Origin of the sequence: Streptomyces lydicus (assembly GCF_004125265.1) — a bacterium.
Taxonomy (GTDB): domain Bacteria; phylum Actinomycetota; class Actinomycetes; order Streptomycetales; family Streptomycetaceae; genus Streptomyces; species Streptomyces lydicus_C.
The window spans coordinates 3,998,366-4,022,963 of record NZ_RDTE01000003.1 but is presented as its reverse complement, the minus strand read 5'-3'; the positions used below and the strand labels follow the sequence as shown (position 1 = coordinate 4,022,963).

The 24,598-nt window shown below is 72.6% G+C and carries 3 protein-coding genes (1 of these 3 only partly in view); all 3 read left to right on the top strand.

Going from position 1 to position 24,598, the window contains the following annotated elements; genetic code table 11:
- Positions 1 to 26 precede the first annotated feature (26 nt).
- Tightly spaced (each overlapping or abutting the next), the 3 genes in view from D9V36_RS19890 to D9V36_RS42655 form a layout consistent with a single transcriptional unit that may run on beyond the window.
- Entirely contained in the window at positions 27 to 494 is a 468-nt protein-coding gene (locus D9V36_RS19890; RefSeq protein ID WP_129294970.1) for a YbaB/EbfC family nucleoid-associated protein, read from the top strand.
- Complete coding sequence (locus D9V36_RS19885) at positions 491 to 916, top strand: hypothetical protein (RefSeq protein WP_129294969.1); 426 nt, start codon at positions 491 to 493, stop codon at positions 914 to 916. The genes D9V36_RS19890 and D9V36_RS19885 overlap by 4 nt, the downstream gene beginning before the upstream one ends.
- Positions 917 to 24,598, top strand: partial view of a lonely Cys domain-containing protein gene (locus D9V36_RS42655; protein ID WP_129294968.1) — the beginning only. Its footprint extends 24,060 nt past the window's final position; only the first 23,682 of its 47,742 coding nucleotides appear in the window; its start codon is at positions 917 to 919; its stop codon lies beyond the right edge, outside the window.

Below are 24,598 nucleotides of genomic sequence, written 5' to 3'. Positions count from 1 at the left end.
GACGGGCAGGAAGCGAGGAGGCCGCGATGACGGAATCGATGCAGGAGCGGATGGCCCAGGCACGGGCCCATCTGGAAAAGACCCGGGCGGCCATCGCCCGCGCCGAGCAGGATCTGCGCAACACCTCGGAGACGGTGCGCTCGCGCGACCGCGCAGTGGAGGTCACCGTCGGGCCGCAGGGAGAACTGACCGGGCTCACGTTCCCCGACAACAAGTTCGCCGGCATGGCCGGTCCGCAGCTGGCGGCCTCGGTGATGGAGGCGTTCGGCGAGGGCCGGCGGCGGATCGCCGAGCGGGTCATGGAGACCTTCGCGCCGCTGACCGGGCCCAACCCGCATGTGCCGGAGGGGCGCGGTGCCGACGTGGACTGGGAGCGGATCTTCGGCTCTGCCCTCTCCGGCGGACGGCGCACGGGCGGCGGGCGGACCAGGGACCGGCTGCGGGACGAGATCCACGAGGACGACACGGATGCGGCTCCGGGAGGCCGGGCATGAGCGGTGACGGTACGTTCCACCCCGATCTCCCCGCGATGCGCAAGGCTGCGGAAGCCCTCCACGACTTGGGGGAATTTCCGAAGAAAATGCACGAGGAATTCGTGGCGCACGCCGCGGACTACGACGGGTGGAACGGCCAGCCCGGCAGCGAGGGTACGGACCAGTTCTATGAGCAGACGCAACCGGAATGGCAGAAGGCGAAGAAGCAGCCCATCGGACTCCTGACCTCTTTCGAACAGGTTTTCCCGGCAGCGGCCGCCGCCGTACTGGAGACCGTCAACAGCATCCAGGGAACCAAGGGGTTCGCCGACGACCTCATCAGCGACGCGAAGAGCAGGACGAAGGTGCACGGTAACCCCGACGGCGGCTACGACAGCGGTGACGACAGCGGTGACGAGCACACCGGTGGCGGGAAGCACTAGATGCTGGAGAAGTACCAGGGCCAGATCTGGACCGACGAAGAGCGCGGGTGGATGTTTGCGCTGACCGGTGAGTTCCCGCCCACCGGCGTGCCGGATCTCGGCTTCGACAGCCAAGCTCTGTTCGACGACCTCTCGGGGCGGGTCACCGAATTCGAGACGAAGATCCAGGACACCGTCCGCCTGACCTCCGAGGCGTTCCCGTCGGAGGTGGCCGACTCCTTCAAGCAGGCCATGGGGCTGCTGACCGGTGCCGGCGCCGGCCCGAACGTCTTCGACCAGTTCAGGGGCCAGCTGCGGAAGATGAGCGGCCAGCAGGCCACGCTCTCCCAGAAGCTCCAGTCGGCGCAGTGGGAGATCTGGGCCGAGCTGGCCACCATGCTTATCGAGTTGGCGATCGACGCCGCGATGGCCTTCTTCACCGGCGGTCTCTCCATGGGCGAGGCGGCGTTGGCCAGGGCGCGGGCGGCGTACAACATCCTGATGGCGATGCACCGGCTGCTGAGCTATCTGCCGCTCGGGCCGAGCGTCTTCGAGATGTTCGAGGAGATGGTTCAGTCCCTCGCCGTCAACCTGGCCCAGCTGACGATCAATCCACCCGAGAAACGGCCGTCCGGGATCGACTGGAAGAACGTCGGAGAGAGCGGGCTGTTCGGTCTGGCGGCCGGCGGTTTCATTCATGCTTTCTCGTCCCTGGGCAGCCTCTTCAAAAACAAGTTCTCGGACTTCTTCAAGAAGAATTTCGACAAGGATCTGTTCAACAAGTTCGACAAGAGCAAGTTCCCGGGTCTCGACAAGGGCTTTTTCAACAAGAAGGACTTCTTCGACAACCCGGATCTCGTCACTCACTTCAAGAAGCGCGACCCCATCGCGAACACCGTCTACCACGTCCCCGAGACCTTCGTGACCCACGGGCTCGGTGAAACCCTGTCCGAGATCCTCGTCAGCGGAGCGCTGTACGGCCAGTGGCAGTTCAACTGGTCGACCCTCGTGGGCGCCGGTGCCAGCGACAACATCCATGGCGGCCTGCACTCCGCGCTCACCGGCCCCGGCAACTGGTTGCACAACAAGGTGTTCCCGAACGGGAATCTCTTCACCGGCTTCTACAACCGCACGTTCTCCCCGAACAGCACGAACTCCCACGACTCGGGCGGTGCCGGAGGAGACGTGAACGGAGGTACCGACTCCCTGACGGGTTCTGGTACCCCTCCGGTCACGCCTCCCCCCGCACTGCCCGCGCCGTCCGGCCCGCTGCCGCTGTCGTCGACTCCGAAGACCGCTCCCACCGGTAACGCCCCCCTGCCGGGCACCCCTGCCGGCACTCCGCGCACCACCCCGCTGGGAACACCGCCCGCCGCCCCGCCGGTCCGTACGCCGCCGAGCATCTCCGCCGACTCCGAGTACGAGTACGACTCCGACTCGACCGACTACGAGAGCATCTTCGACGGCGGGTCGGACACCGGCTCCGACGTCGGCTCCACCACCTCGGAGATCCCGCCGGCGTTGCCGCCCGGCACGAACACCACCACCGGCCTCGACCTGCCTGCGAACAGCCTGCCGCAGGGGGTGCCGCAGGGGTCGAACCTCAACCCGCCCCTCACCAAGTTCGAGGGCACCCCCGGCCACGGCGACGGACTCGATTCGGGCGGCGCCCGCAACCCGCTGCCGGGCGGCGGGCTGCCGGGGTCCGCCGTGGGCCCGGCAGGCCAGCCCACCACCTCCGGCCCGGACCCGGCGCTCCACCCGGAGACGAGCGGCCCGCCCCCTGCCGCGTCCACCCCGCAGCCGCCGGGCACGCCCGGTGGCCAGCAGCCGTCGGGCCAGCAGCCGTCGGGGCAGCACCAGGGGAGCGGGCAGCCCGGCGGCCAGGGGACCCGTGGCCCCGGTGCCCGGGAGGGTTCCGGGACGGCGGGCTCCGAGACATCGCAGCCGGACGCCGACTCCCGCCCCGACGCCGACTCCCGCCCGGACACGGTGACGGCCGGGGACCCGCAGGCGGACCCGGACCACGAGGCGGGTACGCATCGCGCCCCGGCCTCCGCCCCCGGGCAGCGCGACGAACCGGGTGCCCTCACGCCCCCGACGCCCCCCATGCCCCCCACGCCCCTGCCCACCCAGACCACCGGCACGCCGGGCGCCGGCACCGTGCCAGGCACCGCACCCGGCACCGCACCCGGCACCGCACCCGGCACCACACCCGGCACGGGGACCGCCGCCGACCAGGTGCCCCGCGTCCAGCGGAGCGACGCCCAACGCCAGTGGATAGCCGATCAGTTGCTGGACACCGATCTGGCCGGCGGCCCCTCGCCGCTCGGTCCGGACGAGCGGGTGAGCATCGCCGAACTGGAGGCCGCGGGCTTCACCCCGGACCTCGTTCAGCGCACCGCCGCCGAGCTGAACGAGGGCGAGCTGTCCGTGCGCGACAGCGGGCTCACGCCGCTGGAGCAGGTGCGGCTGCTCATGGTGCGGTCCGGCCCCTGGCCGGACCGGCTCGACACCGTCGCGGCCCAGGCGTCCCGCCGGATCTGGGAGTCGGCGTACCAGGACTTCGCCGGCACGGCCCCCGACAGCACCGCGCCCCAGGACGTCGCCCGCGCCTGGGACACGGCCCTCTCGCTGGTGCTGCCGCCCGATCCGCACCCGGCACCGGCCGACTCCCGGTTCGCGGGCGTCGACTTCCGCGGCGCGGTACGGAAGGTCGCCGGCCACCTGCTGACCCACGGACCGGACGCGGAGTCCGGCGTCGCGCGCGCCGACGAGGCCCGCGGTGAGCTGGGCCTGCCGCCCGTCGTGCGCGTGGCCACCACGTCCACCGGCTCCGGTTCCCCGGACCCCGCAACCCCGCTTCCGCCGACCGCCACGGCCACCGCCACCGTCACCGTCACCACGTCCAGCGACCCGGCGGACGCCGCCGCCCCCGCCGCACCCGACCGCGCCGTCACCACCGCGGCGCTCCCCGCCCCCGCCGCGGCGGGGCGGCGCGAGGACGACGAGGAGAGCGTCAACGAGGAGAGCGTCAACGAGGAGAGCGTCAACGAGGAGGCCACCGGCGAGGCGAGCGCTCTCCCGCCCCGCCCCCGGGGCGCCCGGCAGTCGGTGCCGCAGGACGGCAACGGTCTGCTGTCCGCCGTCCTGGCGAGCGACCCGACGCTGCTGCGCGACCGTCTTCCGGGCCTGGCTGAGCGTGACCCGGACGCCCACGAGTGGCTGTCCGACCCGGCCCGGGTCCGGCGCGATCTGGCCGGACCCGCCGGTGCACTGGCGGACACCCCGCACACCGCCGTGCTCGCCGCCGCCCGCGGGCTGGTCGCGGACGAGCTGCTGGCACACCGCGGCCGGGGCGCCACCGAGGCACTGTGGCAGTACCGTCTCAGCGCCCTCGGGGACGACTCGTTCGCGGCCCGCGTCGCCGGGATGGACCTGCCCGCCCTGGTCACCAGGCTGACCGAACTCGACGTCCAGCTGCCGGCGGAGGGCCGCTTCGCGACCGACGAGGGGCTGCGCGGCGAACTGGCCGACCTGCTGCTCCGGCACGAGCCGCTCGGCGACGAGGAGCTGACCGCCCTCACCGCAGCGGTCCTGGACTGGGCGGACCACTGGAACTCCGCCGAGGGCGAGGCGTTCCTGCCGCTGCTGGCGCACGTCCTCGACGTCCGCGTCGACGTCTTCCGGGCCGGCCGGTACGGCGAGGCCGGGCCGCTCGACTTCCGGACGCACCAGCCCGTCGGCCCGGCGGACGCCACCCGCGCCATCGAGCTGTTCCACAGCACGTCCTATGAGCGGCGGACGGTCACCGAGAACGGCGTCAGCACCGCCCGCTGGGTTCCGGCCGGGGAGGAGCACTACGAGGGCAGCGATGCGCTGGACGCACTGCATCCGTTGCAGTCGACCGCCCCGGACGGGTCGGTACAGCCGGACGAACCGCTCGCGACCGACGCCGACCCGAACCCCGGCCTCCCTCCGCTCCGGGCAACCGAGTCGGCCCCGGCCGCCCTGCCGTCGAGGCCGGTGTTCACCCGGCCGGTGTCGGAGGTGGGGGACCGGCCCGGCGCCTCCCGGCAGGGGGCGGCCTCCGGGGCACCGGCAGGCCCCGGCCGGCGGGGCGCCCGGCCGGAGGAGATGATCCTCTCCGCGCGGCCCCACGCGTCGCGGCCCGGCCCGGTGCCGACCTCCCCTGTCACGTCGGAGTCCGGTGGTTCGGACATGTCCGTGGACAGTTCCGAGGATGAGCAGGGGCAGCTCGTTCCGGAGCCTCAGCTGCGTGCCATGGAGCGGCTGTTCGTGTCGTTGGATCCGGTCGCGGCGGCTCGGGACGGGGCGTTGGACGGGCTGTTGGAGCGGTTGGACGGGTTGCGCAGGGCGCATCCGGACCTGGCGCGGGGCCGGTTCGATCTGGCGAGGCTGACGCGCGGGGTGCTGCACCTGGATCGGGGGGAGCAGCTGTCGAATGAGTCGATCTCCGAGTTGCTGCGGGTGGTGGTGCGGCGTCCGCAGGCGCAGAGCCTCGCGGAGCTGTCGGCCTACCATCTGGCGTCTTTCGAGGAGGGGCTGTTCGCCGACAAGTACCGTCTTCCGGTCGGCGCGCAGGGTCGTCCTGGAGGCTGGAACTGGAACCCGGAGGGGGTGCCGGCCGACGCCGATCTCAGCGTCGCCGCGGAGGTCATCGAGCGCGAGGACGGGACGCGCGACGAGAAGCTGGTCGCCACTCCGTGGGGGCCCGCGTATCTCTACTCGGCGGCCGCCGGGGCGTCCTGGGTCGCGTTGCCGGGCTTCGGCGGGCGGATGCGGCGGGTGCCGTTCGAGGTGTTCATCGAGCTGCCGGCGTTCGATCCGGACGCCGCCCGGGTCCCGGAGGGTACGGACCTCCTGCTGGCGATGTCCGCGGTCAGCTCCCGGGGGATCCATCTCGCCGACGGGCTCGTGGCCAAGTACGGCATGAATGTGCTGTCCACCAGCGGCAGGCTGGAGTGGACGCGCCCGGCCGGGGACCCGGACCGCTCCGTGCTCGCGATCACCGCGCGAGAGCAGCGAGACGCCCTGGGCGGCTGGCTGCGGCGCGATCCGCAGACGGTGAGCGCCGCCGCTGCCCGGGGCCTGGGAGACGCGGCCTACTGGAGCCGGCGCCTGTCGTACTGGCCCGTCATCGGCTCCGACCACCGCCTCACCGGCTACATCTCGATGGACTTCGCCGAGGAGGGCGACGGGGGCTGGAAGGTCACCTCGTTCTACGCCCGTTTCACCGCCGGTACCCCGGTCGAGAAGTACGTCATCCGCTACCCCGATGCCGAGCGGCTGGCAGCGCGCCCGGTGCCGTGGGTCGCGCAGAACCTGCCGTCTCCCGTCTTCGGGGTCAACCACGGTGAAGTGGGCGCCACCGCCTGGTACACCCCGCACGGGACGGAGACCACCTCCGGGCGGGAGGGCGCCCGGAGGGCCGCTGCCCTGGTGGCGCTGACCGGGCTGTCCGATGACCACCCCTTCGTGATGGACCAGTGCTACGGCGCCACGCCCAGGGAGGGGGGAAGCCCCTGGGAGGAAGGCGGCTCGGTCCACGACACCGATCCGCGCGGGGCCGATCCGCTGGCGGACCCGTCGGAGAGCCAGTACCGGGCGGACGACCTCGGCAAAACGGTGTTCCCCTTCCGCTACCTCGCCACCGTCGGCGTCACGCGGGTGTCCATGCCGGGGATCGGCGCGGACGAGGGCGTGTTCGAGGTGCACCCCGACCAGCGGTTCAAGGAGATCACCCCGGAGGACGCGTGGGCCGTCGACCGGCCGAGGCCGAAGGCCGAGTGGCTCGACGTGCTCGCGCGCGGCGCGGGTCTGCACCAGGGCTCCGGACCGGCGTCCGACGAGGTCCGGACGCGGACCCTGCTTCTGGTGATGGCGCTGCGCCGGGTCTTCCAGCCTTTCAAGGACCGGAACGGCAACTTCCGTTCCGTGGACGAGCATGCGCTGCAGCTGCGGGACCCCGACGACCCGAGGGGGAAGATGTGCCGGGTGCTGCTGCGGGGCATCGGTGCGCTGGAGCTGATGCGGCAGCGGGACGTCCAGCTGAACCGGCCGAATGCCCCGCTGTTCACCATGGAGCTGCTGGAGCTGCTGGGAGAGAAGCACCGGGCCTTGAGCGGGCAGCCCGGCGATGCGGCGGCGCTGCCGTCGGCGGACCGGCAGCGGAGTTTCGTCCGTCTGCTGGAGGATGCGGTCAGGGCCTGGGTCGAGCAGCCGGGACGTGGCCTGAGCGAGTGGATCGCGTTGCCGGAGGTGTCCGGGGCGCTGCAGATGGTGGGGCGTGCGAGCGACCCGCAGGCTCTGGCGCGGGAGGCGTTGGGGCTGGCGGATGACGCGCCGGTGCGGGAGCGGGAGTGGTCGCGTCTGCTGTGGGCGGAGGTCAAGGCCGCGCGGATCGTCGGCTGGGACGCCGGTGCGGCGGCCAAGGGGCAGTTCGCGGCGGCGGTCCTGCGCCTGGACCGGCCGGACTCCGGACTGTTCCCGAAGGCTCACCTCGCGGCGGTCCGGGCGATCGCCGCCGGACGTGATCCGGGCGACCTCGACGCGTTGGCCTCGCACGGCCTGGAGCTGGAGGACGTGCTGTCCTCGGACGCGCTGCTCTCCGACTCCGACGACAACCTGTGGGCCAGGGACTTCACCGGGGAGTTCGAGGACGGGGACTTCGACCACACGGTCATCACGCTCATGAAGCGGTTGCCCGATGGTTCGGTCGTGCCGGACCGGCAGGTCCCCGCCCCCTGGTACGACGAGGACGACCCGGACAACCCGGTTCCGTTCGTGTATGCCGCGGACGAGGGCTACGCACCGACCGGCGCGTTCGCCGATCTCACCTCCCGCGACCCGGTGTTGGGGAAGCTGGACAAGGGAACCCCGGGCATCCTGGTGATCGGCCGGGCCATGCCGCCGGGCGACGACCTGGAGGTGGACAGTCTTCCGGCGCAGGTCGCCCTCCACACGTCCAAGGACTGGTACGCCTGCACGCACCCGGTGCAGTTGTACCGGGGCGAGGACGGCACCTTCACCGTCGCCGTGTATCCGGAGGAGCACAGCGCGCGGGTTCCGGAAGACATCTGGGGCTATGTGCCCTACGAGGGTGTCCGGGAGGAGCTCGCTGCTGCCTCCGGCACGGCAGCAACCTCCGCCGAAGCGCTCCTCGACTCGGCATCCCCTCATGCCGGTCGTTCCGGCCGGTCCTCCGCCGCCCTGCCGTCGCGGCGGGTGTTCACGCGCCCGGTGGCTGAGTTCGGCTCCGGCTTCACCGCGCCGTCGGCGGAGGCGGACGGTGTGCCGCAGGTGTCGGACAAGGCAGTCCTCCATCCGGCGCCTGCCGAGTGGGGGGCCGGCCGGACGTGGGGACCGCCGCCCGGCTCCGCCGGTCCGGTGTCCGCGCCCCCTGCTGCCGGCGGGACGTCCGCGGTGGCGCCCTCGGCGCAGCAGGCGGTGTCACAGCGTCACGACGCGCTTCTGGAATACGTGTACGGCCCACTGTCCACAGGTCGGAGTTACCCGCCCGGTGTGCGTGACGCCCTGGTCGTGCTGGACCGGCTGTGGTTGCAGGAGGCGGGCCCGACGGGCGGGCCGTTCGGTCCGACCCAGCTGGATCAGCTGGCCCGGAACATGATCATGAAGCCGGGTGGGCGGTTCACGTCCAAGATGCGTGCCGACTTGCTGAAGGTGGTGTCGGAACATCCGGGGGTGCAGAACACGGCGCAGCTGTTCGCGGCCTTTGTGAAGAGCCGGGGGGTGTTCGGCGACAAGTGGCGCCTGACCGACCCCTCGGGCAACCACCTGGGCTGGGACTGGACCGAGAAGGTGCCGGGCGGCATCAACCTGGAAAAGACCGGAGAGTCGCTGTTCGACAAGAACGGCACCCTGGCCTTCAAAACGACCGGTCGCAGTCCGTGGAGCACGTCACCCAAGCCGTACCTCTACGCCGCGGACGGTGATCCGGTGGCGGTCACCGTGCGGGGCCCCAACCGCTTCGAGCGGCGCTTGACGTTCGAGGTGTTCGTCGAACTGGTGGCGCTCGACCCGATGCGGCCGCTGCCCTCGGCGAATTCCCGCTTCCTGCTGGCGATGTCCGGGGTCACCGAGCGGAACCTCTTCCTCCCGGACGGGCTGGCCCTCCGTTTCCAGCAGCCCGTCTGGGTCTCCGGCGCCACGGTGCGGGTCATGCAGGACGAGAACGGGCCTGCGCCTGTGCTCGGGCTGACTTCCCAGGAGGGGAAGACGCCCCCGGGGAGCTGGATAGAGCGGGACCCTGCCACGGCACGAGCCGCGGCAGGGCCCGGCCCCGGACGCGACGATCTGTCCTACCTGAACGGGGAGATGATCGCCTGGCCGATCGCCGGCCCGGACCACCACGTCAACATGCTTCTTGCGGCCGACCTGAACAGGGACCACGACAAGGGCTGGGCCCGCGTCAACGGGGCCCTGGGTATCGCATCGGCCAGGTATTACGTCCTCGCTCAACCAGGGCGGCCGATCTCACCGGCAGATGTGTATCAGGTGGTCTGGCCCGCCGATATGCCCACGGTCAAGGTGGGCGTGCACGGCCTCCCCGGGGTGGGCGAATGGCCCACCCCGGACGGGGTCGAATTCTTCGAACCGGAGGAGAGCGCCCGCAGGATCTCGTACCTGATACGGCAGACCGGGCTGTCCCCTGAGTACCCCCTCGTCCTGGTGTCCTGTTACGGCGCGATGCCCAAGAGCCCGAGGCATCGCAGGGTGGCGAACGTGCCGTCTTCCGGTGGGTGGCCGGCCGGGGTCGATCCGATCAGGGATCTGTCCGTCGCCGACCGGGTGGCGAAGAGGGAACGGCGGCTGGTGCTGTCCTCCAACTACGTGATCTCCCTCGGGTGGATGAAGGAGGTGTTCCCGTGGATGAACTCCGACGAAACGGTGTTCATCATGCACACGGACGAGCGCGACCGCCGAGCCGGCTGGGTCGCGTCCTGGCCCGAACCGGAGGGGACGGACCTCGACGCGTACGGGCGCCAGGCTCAGCTGCCCGTCGGCCGGGCGGAGACCCCGGAGCGGACGTTGGAGCTGCTCCGGGCACTGAAGCTGATCTTCGGCAGCTCCGTGCAGATCGACCCGGAGTTCCCGGTGCTGCTGAGCGGTATCGGCGCGCTGGAGCGGATGCGGGAGGCCGACAGCGCGTCGAACCGTCCGTTGGACCACGACGGTGCCCGCCGGTTCACCCTCGATCTGTTCGAGTTCCTCGCGATGGGCCACCACATCCGGCTGCACGGGCCGCCTGCCCGGAAGGGGCAGCCGGTCCCTGTCGAGAGCTACCGCGCGCTGCTGAAGGAAGCGGCGGCCAGGTGGCTTCAGCGGCCGGGGACTTACCTGGTCGACTGGCTGCCGTTGCAGCCCGTCATCCACACACTTGCGGAGATGGCCTCCCGGCCGTCCCGGGAGAACTGGCTCAGGGATCTCCTGGGGCTCGACGCCAACGACCCGGTCGAGGAGAGGGAGTGGTCACAGGCGCTGTGGGCGCAGGTCAGGGGCAACTTGTTCGTCCTCAACGAGGTCACCGACGAGGGCGCGTTCGCCCAGGCCATGCTGCACCTGGACCACCCGGATCCGTCGCGTTACGACGATGCGGTCACCGCGGTCCACCGGGCGGTGGCGGCCGGCCGCAGCATCAGGCGGCCGCACGAGCTGGCTTCCCACGGCTTCGAGCGGGCCGGAGCGCTGTCACCGACCACGCTGCTGACGGACGGCAGCGGGGGGACATGGGGCAGGAACTTCACCCACCGGCCGCTCAGCGCCGGAAGCATCAACACCTCCGACATCACGGTGTTCAGGAAGCAGCCCGACGGCACCGTCCTCGAAACCACGGAACCCGCTCCCTGGCGCGAGGGCCGGCAACCCTTCGTATATGTCGCGGACAGCGACTTCGCGCACCCGGAGCAGTTCGGTGATCTGGCCTACCGTGACCCGGCGTTGCGGAGGCTGATCTCCGACATTCCCGTGCTCGGCGTCATCTCCCGTGCCATGCCGTACGACCCTGCCCTGCCGCCTGCCCCCGGCCTCCTCCGGGGCAGCTTGCCGGGTGAACTCGCACGCAATACGGGCAGGAGGGTGTTCGTCCCCTGGAGCGCAGTCGAGCTGCGCCGTGGGGCCGACGGGGTCTACCGGATCGCGGTGTACCTGGACCAGGGAAGTCCGGCGAGCCTGAATGGCGTGTGGGGGGCGGTCAATCCCGCGCACGGCGACCCGCCGGCCCCGACGCCCCCGGTCGTGGCACCGCCCGTGGGCCCGGCGGCCATCGGCCTGCCGCGCCCTGCCCCGGTGGGGGTGCCGGGGCAGCAGCCGGTGCTGCTGCCGGGGGCGATACCGCCGGGCATGCGGATGCCCCTCCCGGTGGGTGCGCCGGTCGCTCCGCCGACCAGCATGCCGGTCGGTCCGCTGCCCGGCACGCTGGCCGGCCTGCCGGCCCCCATGCCGCCCGGCCGGCCGCTCCCCCTGCCCCCCGGACTGGCGAACTACGGCGGTGCGGCGGCGGTGGCGGAGTCGCCCGCCAGGCCGACGCCGCGCATCCCGATCCTGCCGGTGTCGGAGACGATGCGGGACGGCAACAGCGGGCGGGGAGAGGACCGGAGGACGTCACGCGGAAGGCGGGGCACCGACCTGGCCGACCGGCCGAGGGTGGTGACCCACGCGCCGCGGTCCGGTGCCCCGGCGCCGTCGGCCGGCGCCGCGTCCCCCGGTTCGCCGATGGAGCTGGACAGCCCGCAGGAGGCACAGGCGGTCGAGGAGCGCTACCAGGAGATCCTCGACGAGCTCTACGCCGGGCAGGGCAAGGACCAGAACTCCGCCGAGTGGGCGGCGCTGGCCCGGTTGGACGGGTTGCGGCAGCTGGAGCCGGAGCCGGCGGGCGGACCGCTCGACATCGCCGCGCTCACCCGCCAGGTGCTGATGCTCGGGCAGGGCGAGCCGACACCCGAGCAGCGCAGGGAACTGCTCGCCCTGGCCCAGAACGCCGGGACACTGGAGGCCCGCGGACTGACGGTGGACAGCCTGGCCGTGCTCTCCGCCGGTTACCTGGCGCGCAACGGGGCGTTCGACGAGAAGTTCCGCCTCGCGCCCGGCGCCGGCGACCGGCCCCGGGGCTGGGACTGGACCGGGCAGATGCCCGAGGACTTCACCCTGGGGCAGTCGGCGACGGTCATCGTCGGCCGGAACGGCATGCCCTCCGTGAACGCGGACCGCAGCGCGTGGCTCAGGGACGGCAAGCCCGAGCCGTACGTGTACTCCGCGCCGAGCAGCCCGACGGAGATCAGGATCGCCGGGCGGGGCGATTTCTGGCGGCGCGTACCGCACCGGGTCTTCGTCGAGCTGCCGGCGTTCGACCCGGATCTCGGGCAGGTCCCGGCGGATGCCGACTTCCTGCTGGGGATGGGCCGGGTCCGCGAGCGGGGCCTCGTGCTGCCGAACGGGCTGGCGGCCAAGTACGGGCGGGAGACATGGAGCACCGACACCGTCCCGAAGTGGGTGCAGCCTCGCGGCGCCTCGGATCCGTTCATGCTCACGCTGTTCGCCAGGGAGCACGAGGACGCGTGGGGGAACTGGCTGCGGGTGGATCCGGTCACGGCCCGGGCAGCGGTGGCCGCGGGGACGGGCGTCGCGGCCCGCTGGAACCGGGAGCTGGCCTTCAGGACGTTCGGCGGTCCGGACCGCCGTCCCGGCGTGATCGCGGCGATGGACTACACCGCCATGTCCGGGCCCGAGCGCTGGCGCCGCAGCGTCCGGGACACCTTGCTGACGGGGCTCTCGTGGTCCGTCCTGATGCGCTTCGGCCGCAAGGTGCGCGCTGCGGACCTGCGACAGGTGCCGTGGGTGGAGTTCGATCTCCCGTCGCCGGTCTACCTCGACATCCACGGGCTACGGGGCGGCACGATCCTGCCCACGTCCAGCGGGACGAGGACCACCTCCGGGGCGGAGTCCGTCGCCTGGATGAGCGCGGCGATCGACCAGCTGGGCCGCTCCCGGCGGCACCCCATCGTGGCGCAGAACTGCTTCGGGGCGTCCGGGCGGGAGCGGCACCGTCCCCGGACGAGCGGGTCGGTCTATGGCCGCGAGGCGCGCGGCACCGATCCGCTCGCGGACATGTCGGAACTCGAACTGCTGGCGGACAGCCGGGGCCAGACGGTGTTCGGGCTGCCGGGCGAGGGCTATCTCGGCGTCGGCTCGGAGCTCCCGCAGCTGGGTCTGCGCCCCCAGCAACCGGTTCTCGGGTCGGGCACGGACCCCCGGGGCAAGGGGGTGACCGTCGAGACCGGCATCGTCGCCCTCCGGCCGTTGCCGAAGAACGAGGCGCTGGACGAGTGCGCGCGCCTCACCGGTCTGCACCCGGACACCGGCCCGGCGTCCGACGACGTGCGGGCGCGGACGACGCGGCTGGTGCGGGCGCTACGGCGGATCGCCCCTCCCTTCAAGGACATGAACGGGCGGTTCCTGGCCGTCGACGAGCACGCGCTGCCGCTGCCGGACGCGCGGCTGGTACCGGACCCGCGGCACGACCGGGCCCGGCTTCTGCTGCGGGGCATGGGCGCGCTGGAGCTGATGCGGGCAGCCGATTCCGCACTCAACGACCCGCGGCGGCCGGGCGCCCGGCTGTTCACCGTCGACCTGTTCGAGGCGCTGGCCGACAAGCACCGCGAGCTGTCCGGGCAGGCGCCGGCGGCCCGGGACAGCGCGGCGGGCGCGGTGCCGCCGCTCGTCGAGGAGCACTACGGCCGACTGCTGGAGGACGCCGGGAACCGGTGGAACGAGCGCGCGCGGCCTGCGCTGACGGACTGGCTCGGACTGCCGAAGGCGATCGAGGTCCTCGGGCAGTTGGCCTCCCTCCCGGACCCGGAGCCGGTGATCAGGGACGTGCTGGACCTGGAAGACCGCGCGCCGGTCGAGGAGTGGGAGTGGTCCCGGACGCTGTGGGCGGGGGTCAAGGCCCAACTGCTCACCGACGGGATGGCCGGCGCGGCCGACCGGGGTGCCTTCGCGGCGACGATCCTGCGCCTGGGCGCGGCGGATGCGGCGGCGCATTTCGCGGATGCCCGCATGGCGGCCACCCGGGCGATCGCGGCCGGCCGTGACCCGGGCAGCCTCGACGAGTTGGCTTCGCACGGGCTGGAGCGGGACGGTGCGCTGTCTGCGGACCGGCTGCTGAAGAACCGTCAGGGCGGTACGTGGGCCAGGATCCTGAACGGCGAGTCGTACCCGCCGCGGAACGTCGACCTCAGAGTGGTCACGCTGATGCAGCGGACGGCCGACGGCCGCTCCTTCGAGCCGTACGGCACCGAACCTGCCCCCTGGTTCGGCAAGGACGCCGCCGCCCCCATCGTCTACGTGGCGGACGAGGACTTCGCGCCGGCCGGGCAGTTCGGTGACCTGGCCTCCCACGACCCCTTCCTGAGCGCGCTGACCACGCAGCACCACCTGGTGCAGGCCATCCGCCGGACCGGACCGGCCGGGCCGCCCGTGGCGGGCAGCCTGCCGGTGGAGCTGGCCCGCAACACCGGCAGGGGGCAGCACTTCTCCACGCTCTCGGTCGGCGTGCACTTCGACCAGGAGAAGCAGGTCTACACGGTCGCGGTGTTCCCGCCGGAGGGCATGACACAGGCGCCGCCCGGCACATGGAACAAGATCGGTCCCGACGAGGCCGACGTGCTCTCCCAGGGGAACCCCGGTGCGGCCCCCGCGCCGGCGCCGGATCCGCTGGCGACGCCCTGGTACGGCGACTCGAACTCGCAGCAGGCCCCGACGAGGTCGATCCCGACCAACGCCTCCGGCACCCCCGGGCGGGTCTTCGCCCGGCCGGTGGAGGAGCCGGCCGACGACGCGGACGCGGAGTGGGAGTCGGGGTCCGAGCCCGACTCCGAGTCCGGTTCGGAGTCCGAGTCCGGCTCTGACTCCGCGTCCGCGTCCGCGTCCGCGTCCGAGTCCGAGTCCGCATCAGGGTCCGATTCCGATTCCGATTCCGACTCCGAGTCCGGTGACGAGTCGGGGTCCGAGTCCAGTTCCAGTTCCAGTTCCAGTTCCAGCTCTAGTTCGAGCTCCAGTTCCGGGTCGAGCGTGGACTACGGGTCGGACCCCGGTGAGGACACCGTCACCAGCTCCAGTTCGAGTTCCAGCTCCGACGCCGACTCGGGCTTCGTGTCCGGCTCGGACTCCGGCTCGGACTCCGACTCCGACTCCGACTCGCACTCGGACTCCGATTCCGACTCCGACTCCGACTCCGACTCGCACTCGGACTCCGATTCCGACTCCGACTCGGACAGCGGCTCCGGGACCGGGCCCCAGGCCGGGCCGGCGCCCAAGCCCGGTCCGGGCTCGCCTCCGAGGGGGCCGGCGCCGGTGAACGCGGCGTCCGGGCTGCGGGCGCACCCGACGAACGCCCCGTCGCCGGGCACCGGACAGCCGGCCACCGTCCGGTCCGCGTCCCGGGTCGTGCCGGTGCCACTCCCGAAGGCGGTGGGACCGGGCTACGACGCCGTGCTCCACGAGCTGTTCGGGGCGTCGGCCGGCAGGGATCACGAGCGGACGCGCGTACGTGCGGCGCTGGAGCGGCTGGACGCGCTGAGCGCGGGCGACCCGCGGCTTCGGCCGGACGGTTCGCTCGATCTGGCGGCGCTGGTCCGCCGGGTGCTGATGCTGGAGCGGACCGAGCCCGCGACGCCGGCGGACCTGCGCGACCTGCTGAAGGCGGCGCTGGACCCGCGCGCCGGGGGGCCGCGCAGCCTGGACCGGCTGTCCGCGGTCCACCTGGTGCGCAAGGGCGTGTTCGACGCCCGGTTCCGCCTTCTCGACGACCAGGGGAACCCGAGGGGCTGGGACTGGGGCTCCGGTGTTCCGCCACAGGCGGACCTGAGCACGTCGGGAACGGTGACGACGGATCAGGGCGGCGCGACGGCCGTCACGAACCTCGGCACCGCCCCGTGGGGGGACAGAGCGCAGCTCTACGCCGCCAACAGCACCGCGCGCTCGGTGCGGGTGCGCGGGTTGCAGGGCTTCTCCCGCCTGGCCCCCCACCGGGTGTTCGCCGAGCTGGTGGATCTCGACCCGGTGCTGCCCGGGGTCCCGGCCGAGGTCCCGCTGCTGCTGTGGACGCCGAACGTCCTGGCGCGGAACTTGAACCTTCCCGACGCCCTGGCACACCGGCAGAACCGGTCCGTCTTCGCCACCGGCGGCAATCTGGTCTGGGCCCCGCTGCCCGGGCCGCAGCCCCGGTTCGTGCCCGCGCTCGACAACCGGGGTACCGAGGGCGTCTGGGCGAGCTGGCTGCGGCGGGACCCGGCCGAGGTGCGGGACGGGGCGGTCGACTGGAACCAGGAAGAGATCACCTGGTCCTTGCCGGGCCCGGACCACCGCTTGCATGGCTCGGTCTCGTTCGACTTCGCGGCCGAGCCGGACAAGGGCCGCAGCCGCACCAGGAACTACGCCCGCGCCGCTGCCGTCAGGCGCTATGTCGTGCTCGGGAAGGGCCGCGGTAAGTCCGCCGAGCCTCCCAAGGAGGTGCGCTGGAAGGTATCGCCGTTCAACGCGGCCACGCACGGCCGGCCGGCGGTCACCTTCTGGCAGACGGTGCGCGGGGAACAGCGCCTGCCCGCCCGGGAGTCCGCGCGCCGGATGGCCCGCCAGGTGGACCGGGCCGGGCTGGCTCCCGATGCCCCCGTCCTGGTGGGCTCCTGCTCCGCCGCGACGCCGAGGCCCGTCGTCTTCGACCGGCTGGCGGACCTGCCCATCGGCCAGTACATGGCGAACGAGTCCAAGCGCGGGGCGTACGCCCCACCGTACGAGATCTCCCTGGAGCCCGAGCACGACGTCGTGGAGGGCAGCACCTCCGACGAGCTGGTGTGGGTCCTCTTCACGGACGAGCGGGGCGTCCCGGCGGACTGGGTGTTCTTCCTGCCCGAGCCGGAGGGCGCGGAGCTGGACGAGGTGGCGCGCCTGGCGCAGCTGCACGACGGCAGCGGGCCGGCGTCGGAGGCGGACCGCTACCGGGTGCTGCGGCTGGTGCGGGCGCTGCGGCTGGTCTTCGGCGCGGACGTGGGCGACCGGCCTGACTACGCGCAACTGATCAGCGGCATTGGGGCGTTGGAGGTGCGCCGGGAAGCCGACCCGGCCCTGCACCGCCCCGGTGGTGAGCGGTTCACCATGGAGCTGTTCGAGGAGCTGGCCCGGGAACACGCGGGGCACGGGCCGGGTGCCCCGGCAGTCTCCCCCGTCGGCTACCTGGCGTTGCTGACGGAGTCGGCGGATCGGTGGGAGGACGGCGAGCGCGGTGCTCCACTGACCGGTTGGCTGAGGCTGCCGGAGGTCACCCGGGCGCTGGAGGCGATGTCGGCACGGCAGTTCCGGGACAACGCGGCCAGGGACATCTTGAGCCTGCCTGCCGAGGCGCCGCTGGGGGAGGCGGACTACTCCCGTGCCCTGTGGGCGCTGGTCAGGACCGAGCAGCTCGCGGCCGGGGTCACCGACCAGGGCGGGTTCGCACAGCGGATACTGCGCCTCGACGCGCCGGATCCCGGCCGCTACCTGGAGGCGATGGGCGCGGTACGCAGGGCGTTGGCGGCCGGCCGGGACGCCCGGAACCTGGACGAACTGGCCTCGCACGGCTTGGAGCTGGCCGGCCTGCTGTCCCCGGAGCGGCTGCTGAAGGCGCCGGACGGCTCGTCGTGGGGCAGGGGGATATCCCAGCAGTCCGGGCCGTCCTACGCCCCTGAGAAGTTCGAGCCGACAAAGATCACGCTGATGGAACGGGCGCCGGACGGCTCGCTCGTACCCAGCGGCATCACCGAGGAAGCGCCCTGGAAGGCGGCGGACGGGTCGCCTCCCTTCGTCTACACCGGCTTTGGTTCGCTTCCGCCGCTCGGACAGCTCGCCGATCTGGCCTACCGGGACCCGGCGCTGCGGGCGCTGCCCACCGACATCCCGGTGGTCACGACGCTCGTGCGCGCCCCCGGGGCCGGCCGTGGCCCCTTCGGCAGCGCGCTGGCCGAACTCGCCCGCAGCGTGGCCAAGCAGGCATGGGCCTCCACCCGGACGACCGGACTGCACCGCGATGAGAAGACCGGGGTGCTCACCCTCGCGGTGTACCCGGAGACCTGGGAGCAGCGGGCCCCGGAGGGCACATGGCGATGGGCCAACCCCGTCCACGGCGATCCCCTGCCCGCGGTCTCCTCCTCCGCCGAGGAGTCTTCGGGCCGGGTGCCCACCCGTCTGCCCGCCCCGCCGGTCCACCGCGCACCGGTGGACCGGGCGAACCGGCCCGCCGCGCCCCGGCCGGTGTACACCCAGCCGGTGGACGACCCGGAGTCCCCGCTGCGTCCGCCCGCCCCCGGTTGGGAGAGCGCCGGACCGCTGATCGCGGCGTACGCGGACCGCCCGGAGCCGCGCACGAACATGCCCCGGTCCGGGGCCGGGACGGCGCCGTCGAGCAAGCGCGGCAAGTCCTTTGGCGGGCGTACGAAGTCCTCGACCGGGCCCGGCACGCCCCCGGCCGGCAGCAGCAGGCCCCCGGCCGGGCCCCGCACCGCCACCACCGCGCCCGGCACGCCCGCGGCGGCCCCTGCCGCGCGGCCGTCGCCCCTCGCGGACCCCTACGAGACGCTCCTCACCGAGCTGTACGGTCCGCCGGGCGGTGACCCGGCCGGCCGGACGGACGCCCGGGTGGCCCTGGCCCGGTTGGACGCGCTGCGGAAGAAGAAGCCGGCTCTCCAAGGCGGCCCGCTCGACCTGGACAAGCTGGCCCGTCACGTGCTGCTGCTGGACCCCGCGGCAGCGGTGACGAAGGAGCAGCGCCGCGAGCTGCTGGACGTGGCGATGGACTCGCGGGCCGAGGACGCCCCGAAGCTGGTGGTCCTGACCGCGGTCCACCTGGTGCGCCGGGGCGTGTTCCATGACGCGTTCCGCCGTTACGACAAGAACGGCGAGCCGAGGGGCTGGGACTGGAGCCCGAAGGGCTCGCGGGTGCCGGTCAACGCCGATCTGGGCAGGACGGCACTGGAGGTGACCGACGCGCAGGGCGGAGTCTCCTTCCAGGAGGAGGGATCCGCGCCGTGGGGCACCGACCCGTATCTGCTGGCCGCGGAGTCCGACCAGGCGGGGATCCTGCTGCGGGGCGCCGAGGGCTTCCAGCAGGTGGTGACCCGTGAGGTGTTCGCCGCGCTGATGGCGTTCAACGAGGACCTGGCTCCGGCGGACCCGGCGGACCCGAAGACGGCGGGGCCCGAGGTGGGCCCGGACGTCCCCATCCTGCTGGCGATGTCCGAGGCCAGCGGCTGGAACCTCAACCTCCAGGACGCGCTGGTCGCTCAGCACGGCCACGACGTGTGGGCCTCCAACGGCCTGTTGCGATGGGTCCCGCAGGGGAAGTCGGCCCCGGCCATGCTCGTGCGGCAGGTCCAGGAGGGCACGGGGGTCCACGGGCAGTGGCTGCTGCGGGAACCGGCGACGGTGGCCGCGGCCGCCAAGCTGCCGCACGGCGGCCCGGTCGACTGGAGCAGGCGCGAGATCGCCATCCCGGTCGCGGGCCCGGACCACCGCTTCCACACCTACATCTCCATGGACTTCCGCGAGCAGCCGGACGGCGGAAACTACCGCAGCCGGATCTACAGCCGGCTTGCCCAGAGCAACCGGTGGGTCCTCTTCCGCCCTGGCCGCGCCGAACTGCGCACCGCGCGTCTCCTGCCGTGGGTCGAGGAGAAGCGGCCCACCCCGTTCTTCGCGAACATGCACGGGGGAGCCGGGTGGTCCGAGTGGTTCACCGAGGACGGGCACGAGAGAGCCGCCGGGCCGGAGACCGGGCGCCGGGTCGCGCGCCAGGTGGCGCTGTCCGGTCTGCCGCTCGACCACCCCCTCGTGGTGCTGTCCTGCTTCGGCGCCATGCCCGGGGGGACGTTCCGCGACGTACCGAATCCGCCGGTCGCCGACGGCCGCCGCTCGGCGACCTCGCGTGCGCGGATGCCGGCCGGGGCCGACCCGCTCACCGAACCGCCGGACTGCCAGTACGCGTCGAACGAGTCCGACCGGACCGTCTTCACCACCAACTTCACGAACGCCGTCGAATTCGCGGTGAAGTACGCCCCGCAACTCCCTCCCGACGAGGCCCTGATGATCGTCGTCGGGGACCTGCGGGGCGACGAGGCGGGGTGGGAGAAGTTCCGTCCGGAGCCGAAGGGGCACCAGCTGGACGAGGTGGCGCGCCTGGCGCAGCTGCACGACGACAGCGGGCCGGCGTCGGAGGCGGACCGCTACCGGGCGCTGCGGCTGGTGCGGGCGCTGCGGCTGGTCTTCGGCGCGGACGTGGCCGACCGGCCTGACTACGGGCAACTGATTGGCGGCATCGGGGCGTTGGAGGCGCGCCGGGAAGCCGACCCGGCCCTGCACCGTCCCGGTGGCGAGCAGTTCACCATGGACCTGTTCGAAGCGCTGGCCTGGGAGCACGCGGGCGGCGGGCAGGACATGCCGGACGTGACCGTCGACGACTACACCGGCCTGCTGACGGATTCGGCACGGCGGTGGCACGCGGGCGAACAGGGGCCGTTGACCGGATGGCTGCCCCTGCCGGACGTGACGGACGCACTGCAGTGGCTGTCGTCCCTGGCCGACCCGGAGCCGGTGATCCGGGACGTGCTGGGGATGTACGCCGGCGCGCCGGTCGCCGAGCACCAGTGGGCGCGGACCGTGTGGGCCGACGTCGAAACAGCCCGCTTCTCGCGCGGCGGCCAGGACCAGGGCGAGCTGGCGCGCAGGATGCTGCTCCTGCCCGGCCCCGACCCGACGCGCTGGCCGGAGGCACTGGAAGCGGTACGCAGAGCGGTGGCCGACGGCCGCGACAGTCAGAACCTCGACGAGCTGGCCTCCCACGTCAAGGAACGGGGTGGTGCCTTCACCCCTGCCACCTGGGCGTACGACTCCCAGCGGGATGTGTGGGCCCGTTCCTTCGGCCGGGGCCTCGGTCGTTTCCGCAGCTTCGACCCCGGCCGGATCACGCTGCTGAGGAAGGCGGCCGACGGCTCGGACGTGGTCATGGGCCAGGTCCGGTCCCCCTGGTCCCTGCGGGGCATACCGGCTCCGCTCGTCTACGACGTGGCCGGCGACCATGCCACGGACGGTGAGATCGGCGACCTGGCGTACCGCGATCACTGGGTGCGGCAGGCCCCGCACGACGGCATGATGCTGCTGACGAGCGACCGGGCCGTACCGGCCGGTGAGGATCCCGTTCTCCACGGGCCGGGTGCCCTGGCGCGCAACACCGGCAAGGGGGCGTTCGGCTGGACCGTCCCGAGCAAGCTGTTCGTCGATCCGCAGTCCGAAGTCTGCACGGTCGCGGTGTACCCGGAGCCCGGGGACCCCCAGGCCCGGACGGCCTTGCGACTGGCCCTCCCGGAGGACGCCGACCTGCCGGCCTCCTCGCCCCTCGGGTCGGCTTCGTCCAGCAGCTCGTCGAGTTCCACCGCCGGGTCCCCGCTACAGGTGCCGTCCGCTCCCGGGTCCCCGGTTCCCGCGTCTTCGGCGTCTGCGGCCTCGGCGTCTCCGGTACCCGGGCCCCCGCCCGCTCCCCGCCCGGCCCCCGCCCGGTTGCACCAGCCGCAAACCAACGTCCGGGCCCCGGTCTCCGCGGCACTGCCGGTGTACGCCCGGCCGGTGAGCGCCCCCATGGCGGACGCGGCCCGGACCGACGCCGACGCCGAGATGGCGGACGCGGTCCGGACCGACGCCGACGCCGAGATGCCGGACCTGGTCCGGCCCGACTCCGATACCGAGATGCCGGACGCGCTGTCCGGCCCCTCGGCCGGGACGGCGGCCCCCGGTGCCGTGGCCGTGGTCCCGGTACCGCAGGCGGTGGCACAGTACTACGAGGACATCCTCACGGATCTGTACGGCCGGAAGCCCACCCGTGCCGCCCTCTGGACCAAGCGGAGGGCCGGGCTGGCCCTGCTGGACCGGCTGCGGGCGAAGGTTCCGGAGCTGAGCGGCGGGCTGCTCGACCTGGACGAGCTCGCCCCCCGGGTCCTGATGTTCGAGCAGGGCCGGGTAGTGATGCCGGAGGACGAGCACGACCTGATGAAGGCGGCGATGGCCGACGAGGTGCGGGACGCGTCGCGCCTGGAGACGGTGTCCGCCTTCCACATGGTGCGCAAGGGGGCGTTCCACCCCAAGTACCGCATCCCCGCGACCCCCGGTAACCCGCGCGGCTGGAACTGGGGTTCGCTGCTGATGCCCGAGCTCGACCTGACCCGGACCCGGTCGACCACCACGGGGAGGAGGGGGACCGCGTACGTCTTCGACGAGGAGGGGCCCGCCCCCTGGACCGAAGGACGGTCGGCCGACTACCAGCCGTACCTCTACTGCGCCCCGGCCGACAAGCAGTCCGTCACCGTACGGGGCATCGGGGGCTTCCAGGAGACGATGCCCTTCGAGGTGTTCGTCGAACTGGTCAACTTCGATCCGCAGCGGCCCACCGTGATGGGACCAAACGACGCCTTCCTGCTGGTGATGCCGGGCATCAACCTGTGGAACACCTACCTCCAGGACGAGCTCGTGCGCCGGTACGGGCACGACACCTGGGCCGCGACCGGCCCGACCCGCTGGGGGCGACGCGAGGACAACCTCAGGTACCAGCTCGAACTCGACAACGACAACCGCACGGGTGTCGCTCCCCGCTCGCGCTGGCTGGTGCGGGACCGGGAGACCCTGGCCGCGGCGGCCGCCCTCCCGGGCGGGGACCTCGTGTGGGACCGGGACATCATGGCCCTGCCCATCAGCGGAAGGGACTACCGCGGCCGGTCGCACCGCATGACGGGCTTCGTGTCGATGGAGTTCTCCAAGGCAATGAGCGCCTGGAGTGTCACCCTGTGGGCCACCAACCTCCACAAGATCGAGGACTTCTACTTCACGCGTCCCCGTCGGTCCAAGCCCCTCGCGGGTCCGTTCCAGGTGCCGTGGCGCGGCCGGCCCGTCATCAGCGTTGACCTGCATGGTCTGCCGGGGCGGTGCGCCTTCAACACCCCGAGCGGGCAAGTGGCGGTGCGGGTCGGGGAAAGCGGGCGGCGTATCGCCCACCAACTGGCCCTGACCGGGGCTCCGCTGGACGTTCGCTTCGTGCTGGTCAACTGCTATGGCGCGGCTCCCGGTGGGCGGGACGCGACGTTGCCGTCCTGGTTCGCTTCCGGTGCGCAGATGGGAGTGTCGAATGTCCTCGCCGACCGCGACCGTTCCACCCTCCGCGAGGTGGCGAACCGGTCGGAAAGGTCGGGATTCGCCGTCCGCGATACGTTCGGCAGCCGTACCGAGCTGATCCCCGGCAGCAATCCCCCCGCGCACCGGCATTCGATCATGATGTACACGGATGAGCGCGGCGAAGGCGCGCTCAAGTGGTACGTCCAGCATCCCGAACCGAAGGGCGCCGCGCTCGACCCGTGGGTGAGCGCGGCCGGTCTCACTCCGCGCCCCGGGGCCTCGGAGCAGGAGCGCTCCGAGGCCCGGGAGCGGACCCTGGCCCTGGCACGCGTGCTGGTCCACTGGATGGACGGCGATGTGGTGAAGGCCTCCGACTTCCCGCAGCTCTTGCGCGGCATGGGGCAGTTGGAGCGGATGCGGGCGGCCGATACGAGTCTGGACCTTCCCGGCGGTCGTGAGTTCACCATCGAGCTGAGCGGGGCTCTGCTGGACGCCTACGCCAGCCGGCTGCGGGCACAAGGGCGAGCGGTGCCGTCGGATGTGCCGGCCTTCCTCCGCGACTTTCTCTCGGAGGTGAACCGGGCCTGGCAGGCGCAGCCGAAGATTCCGCTGACCCGCTTCGCGCCCGTGCGGTTCCTGTCCAACGCGCTGAGCTTCCTGGCCACTCCGGAAGGCGGCAGCCAAGCCCGGTTGATCCTGAGCTACCCCGCGTCGCAGGCAATGGAGGAGTCGGACTGGTCCCGTGCGGTGTGGACCGTGATCAAGTACCGGCAGCACAAAGCGAAGCTCACCGAGGCGGGATGGGCGGAGCTCGCCGGGTTCGTCCTGGACCGGCCCGCGGCGCAGGCGGCCACCGACCCGGAGGCTTCGACGGTGGTGCTCAAGGCGATCGCCGCCGGTCGCAACCACCTCCGGCGTGCCGAGCTGGCGTCCTTCCGGCTGGAGCTGAAGGGCATGCTGTCGAGCTCGCGTGTGCTGGGCACGTCCAACGCCGCCTGGGGACGGCAGTTCCACGACGTACTCCGCCCGCGCGGGCAGTCCTTCGACCCCCATTGGCTCACCCGGCTGCGACGGAACGCCGACGGCACGTTCGAGGCGTGCGGAAGGGAGGTGGCTCCGTGGTCCGGGGACACCGGCCCGGCCTTCGTGTACGACGTGCCCGTCCACTGGCTGCACCGGATCGAGGCGCTGGCCGACCTGGCCTACCGTGACCCGCGCGTGCGGGCTTCCATGTGGCGTGGCCCGCTGATCCTGACCCTGCCCGCCGGCCCCATGCCCGCCGGCTCCCGGCCCGTGGGCGGCGGACTGCTGGGAGCGTTCGCCGGCAGCACCGCCCGGACGACGTACGCCTCCACCAACGGCATGGTGCTCTGGCCCGATCCGGTCACCGGGGTGTTCACCCTCGCCGTGGTCCCGCTCCCCGGCCAGACCGAGGCCCCGGAGAACTCCATCCGGAAGGCCGACCCCGACCTGGGCGAC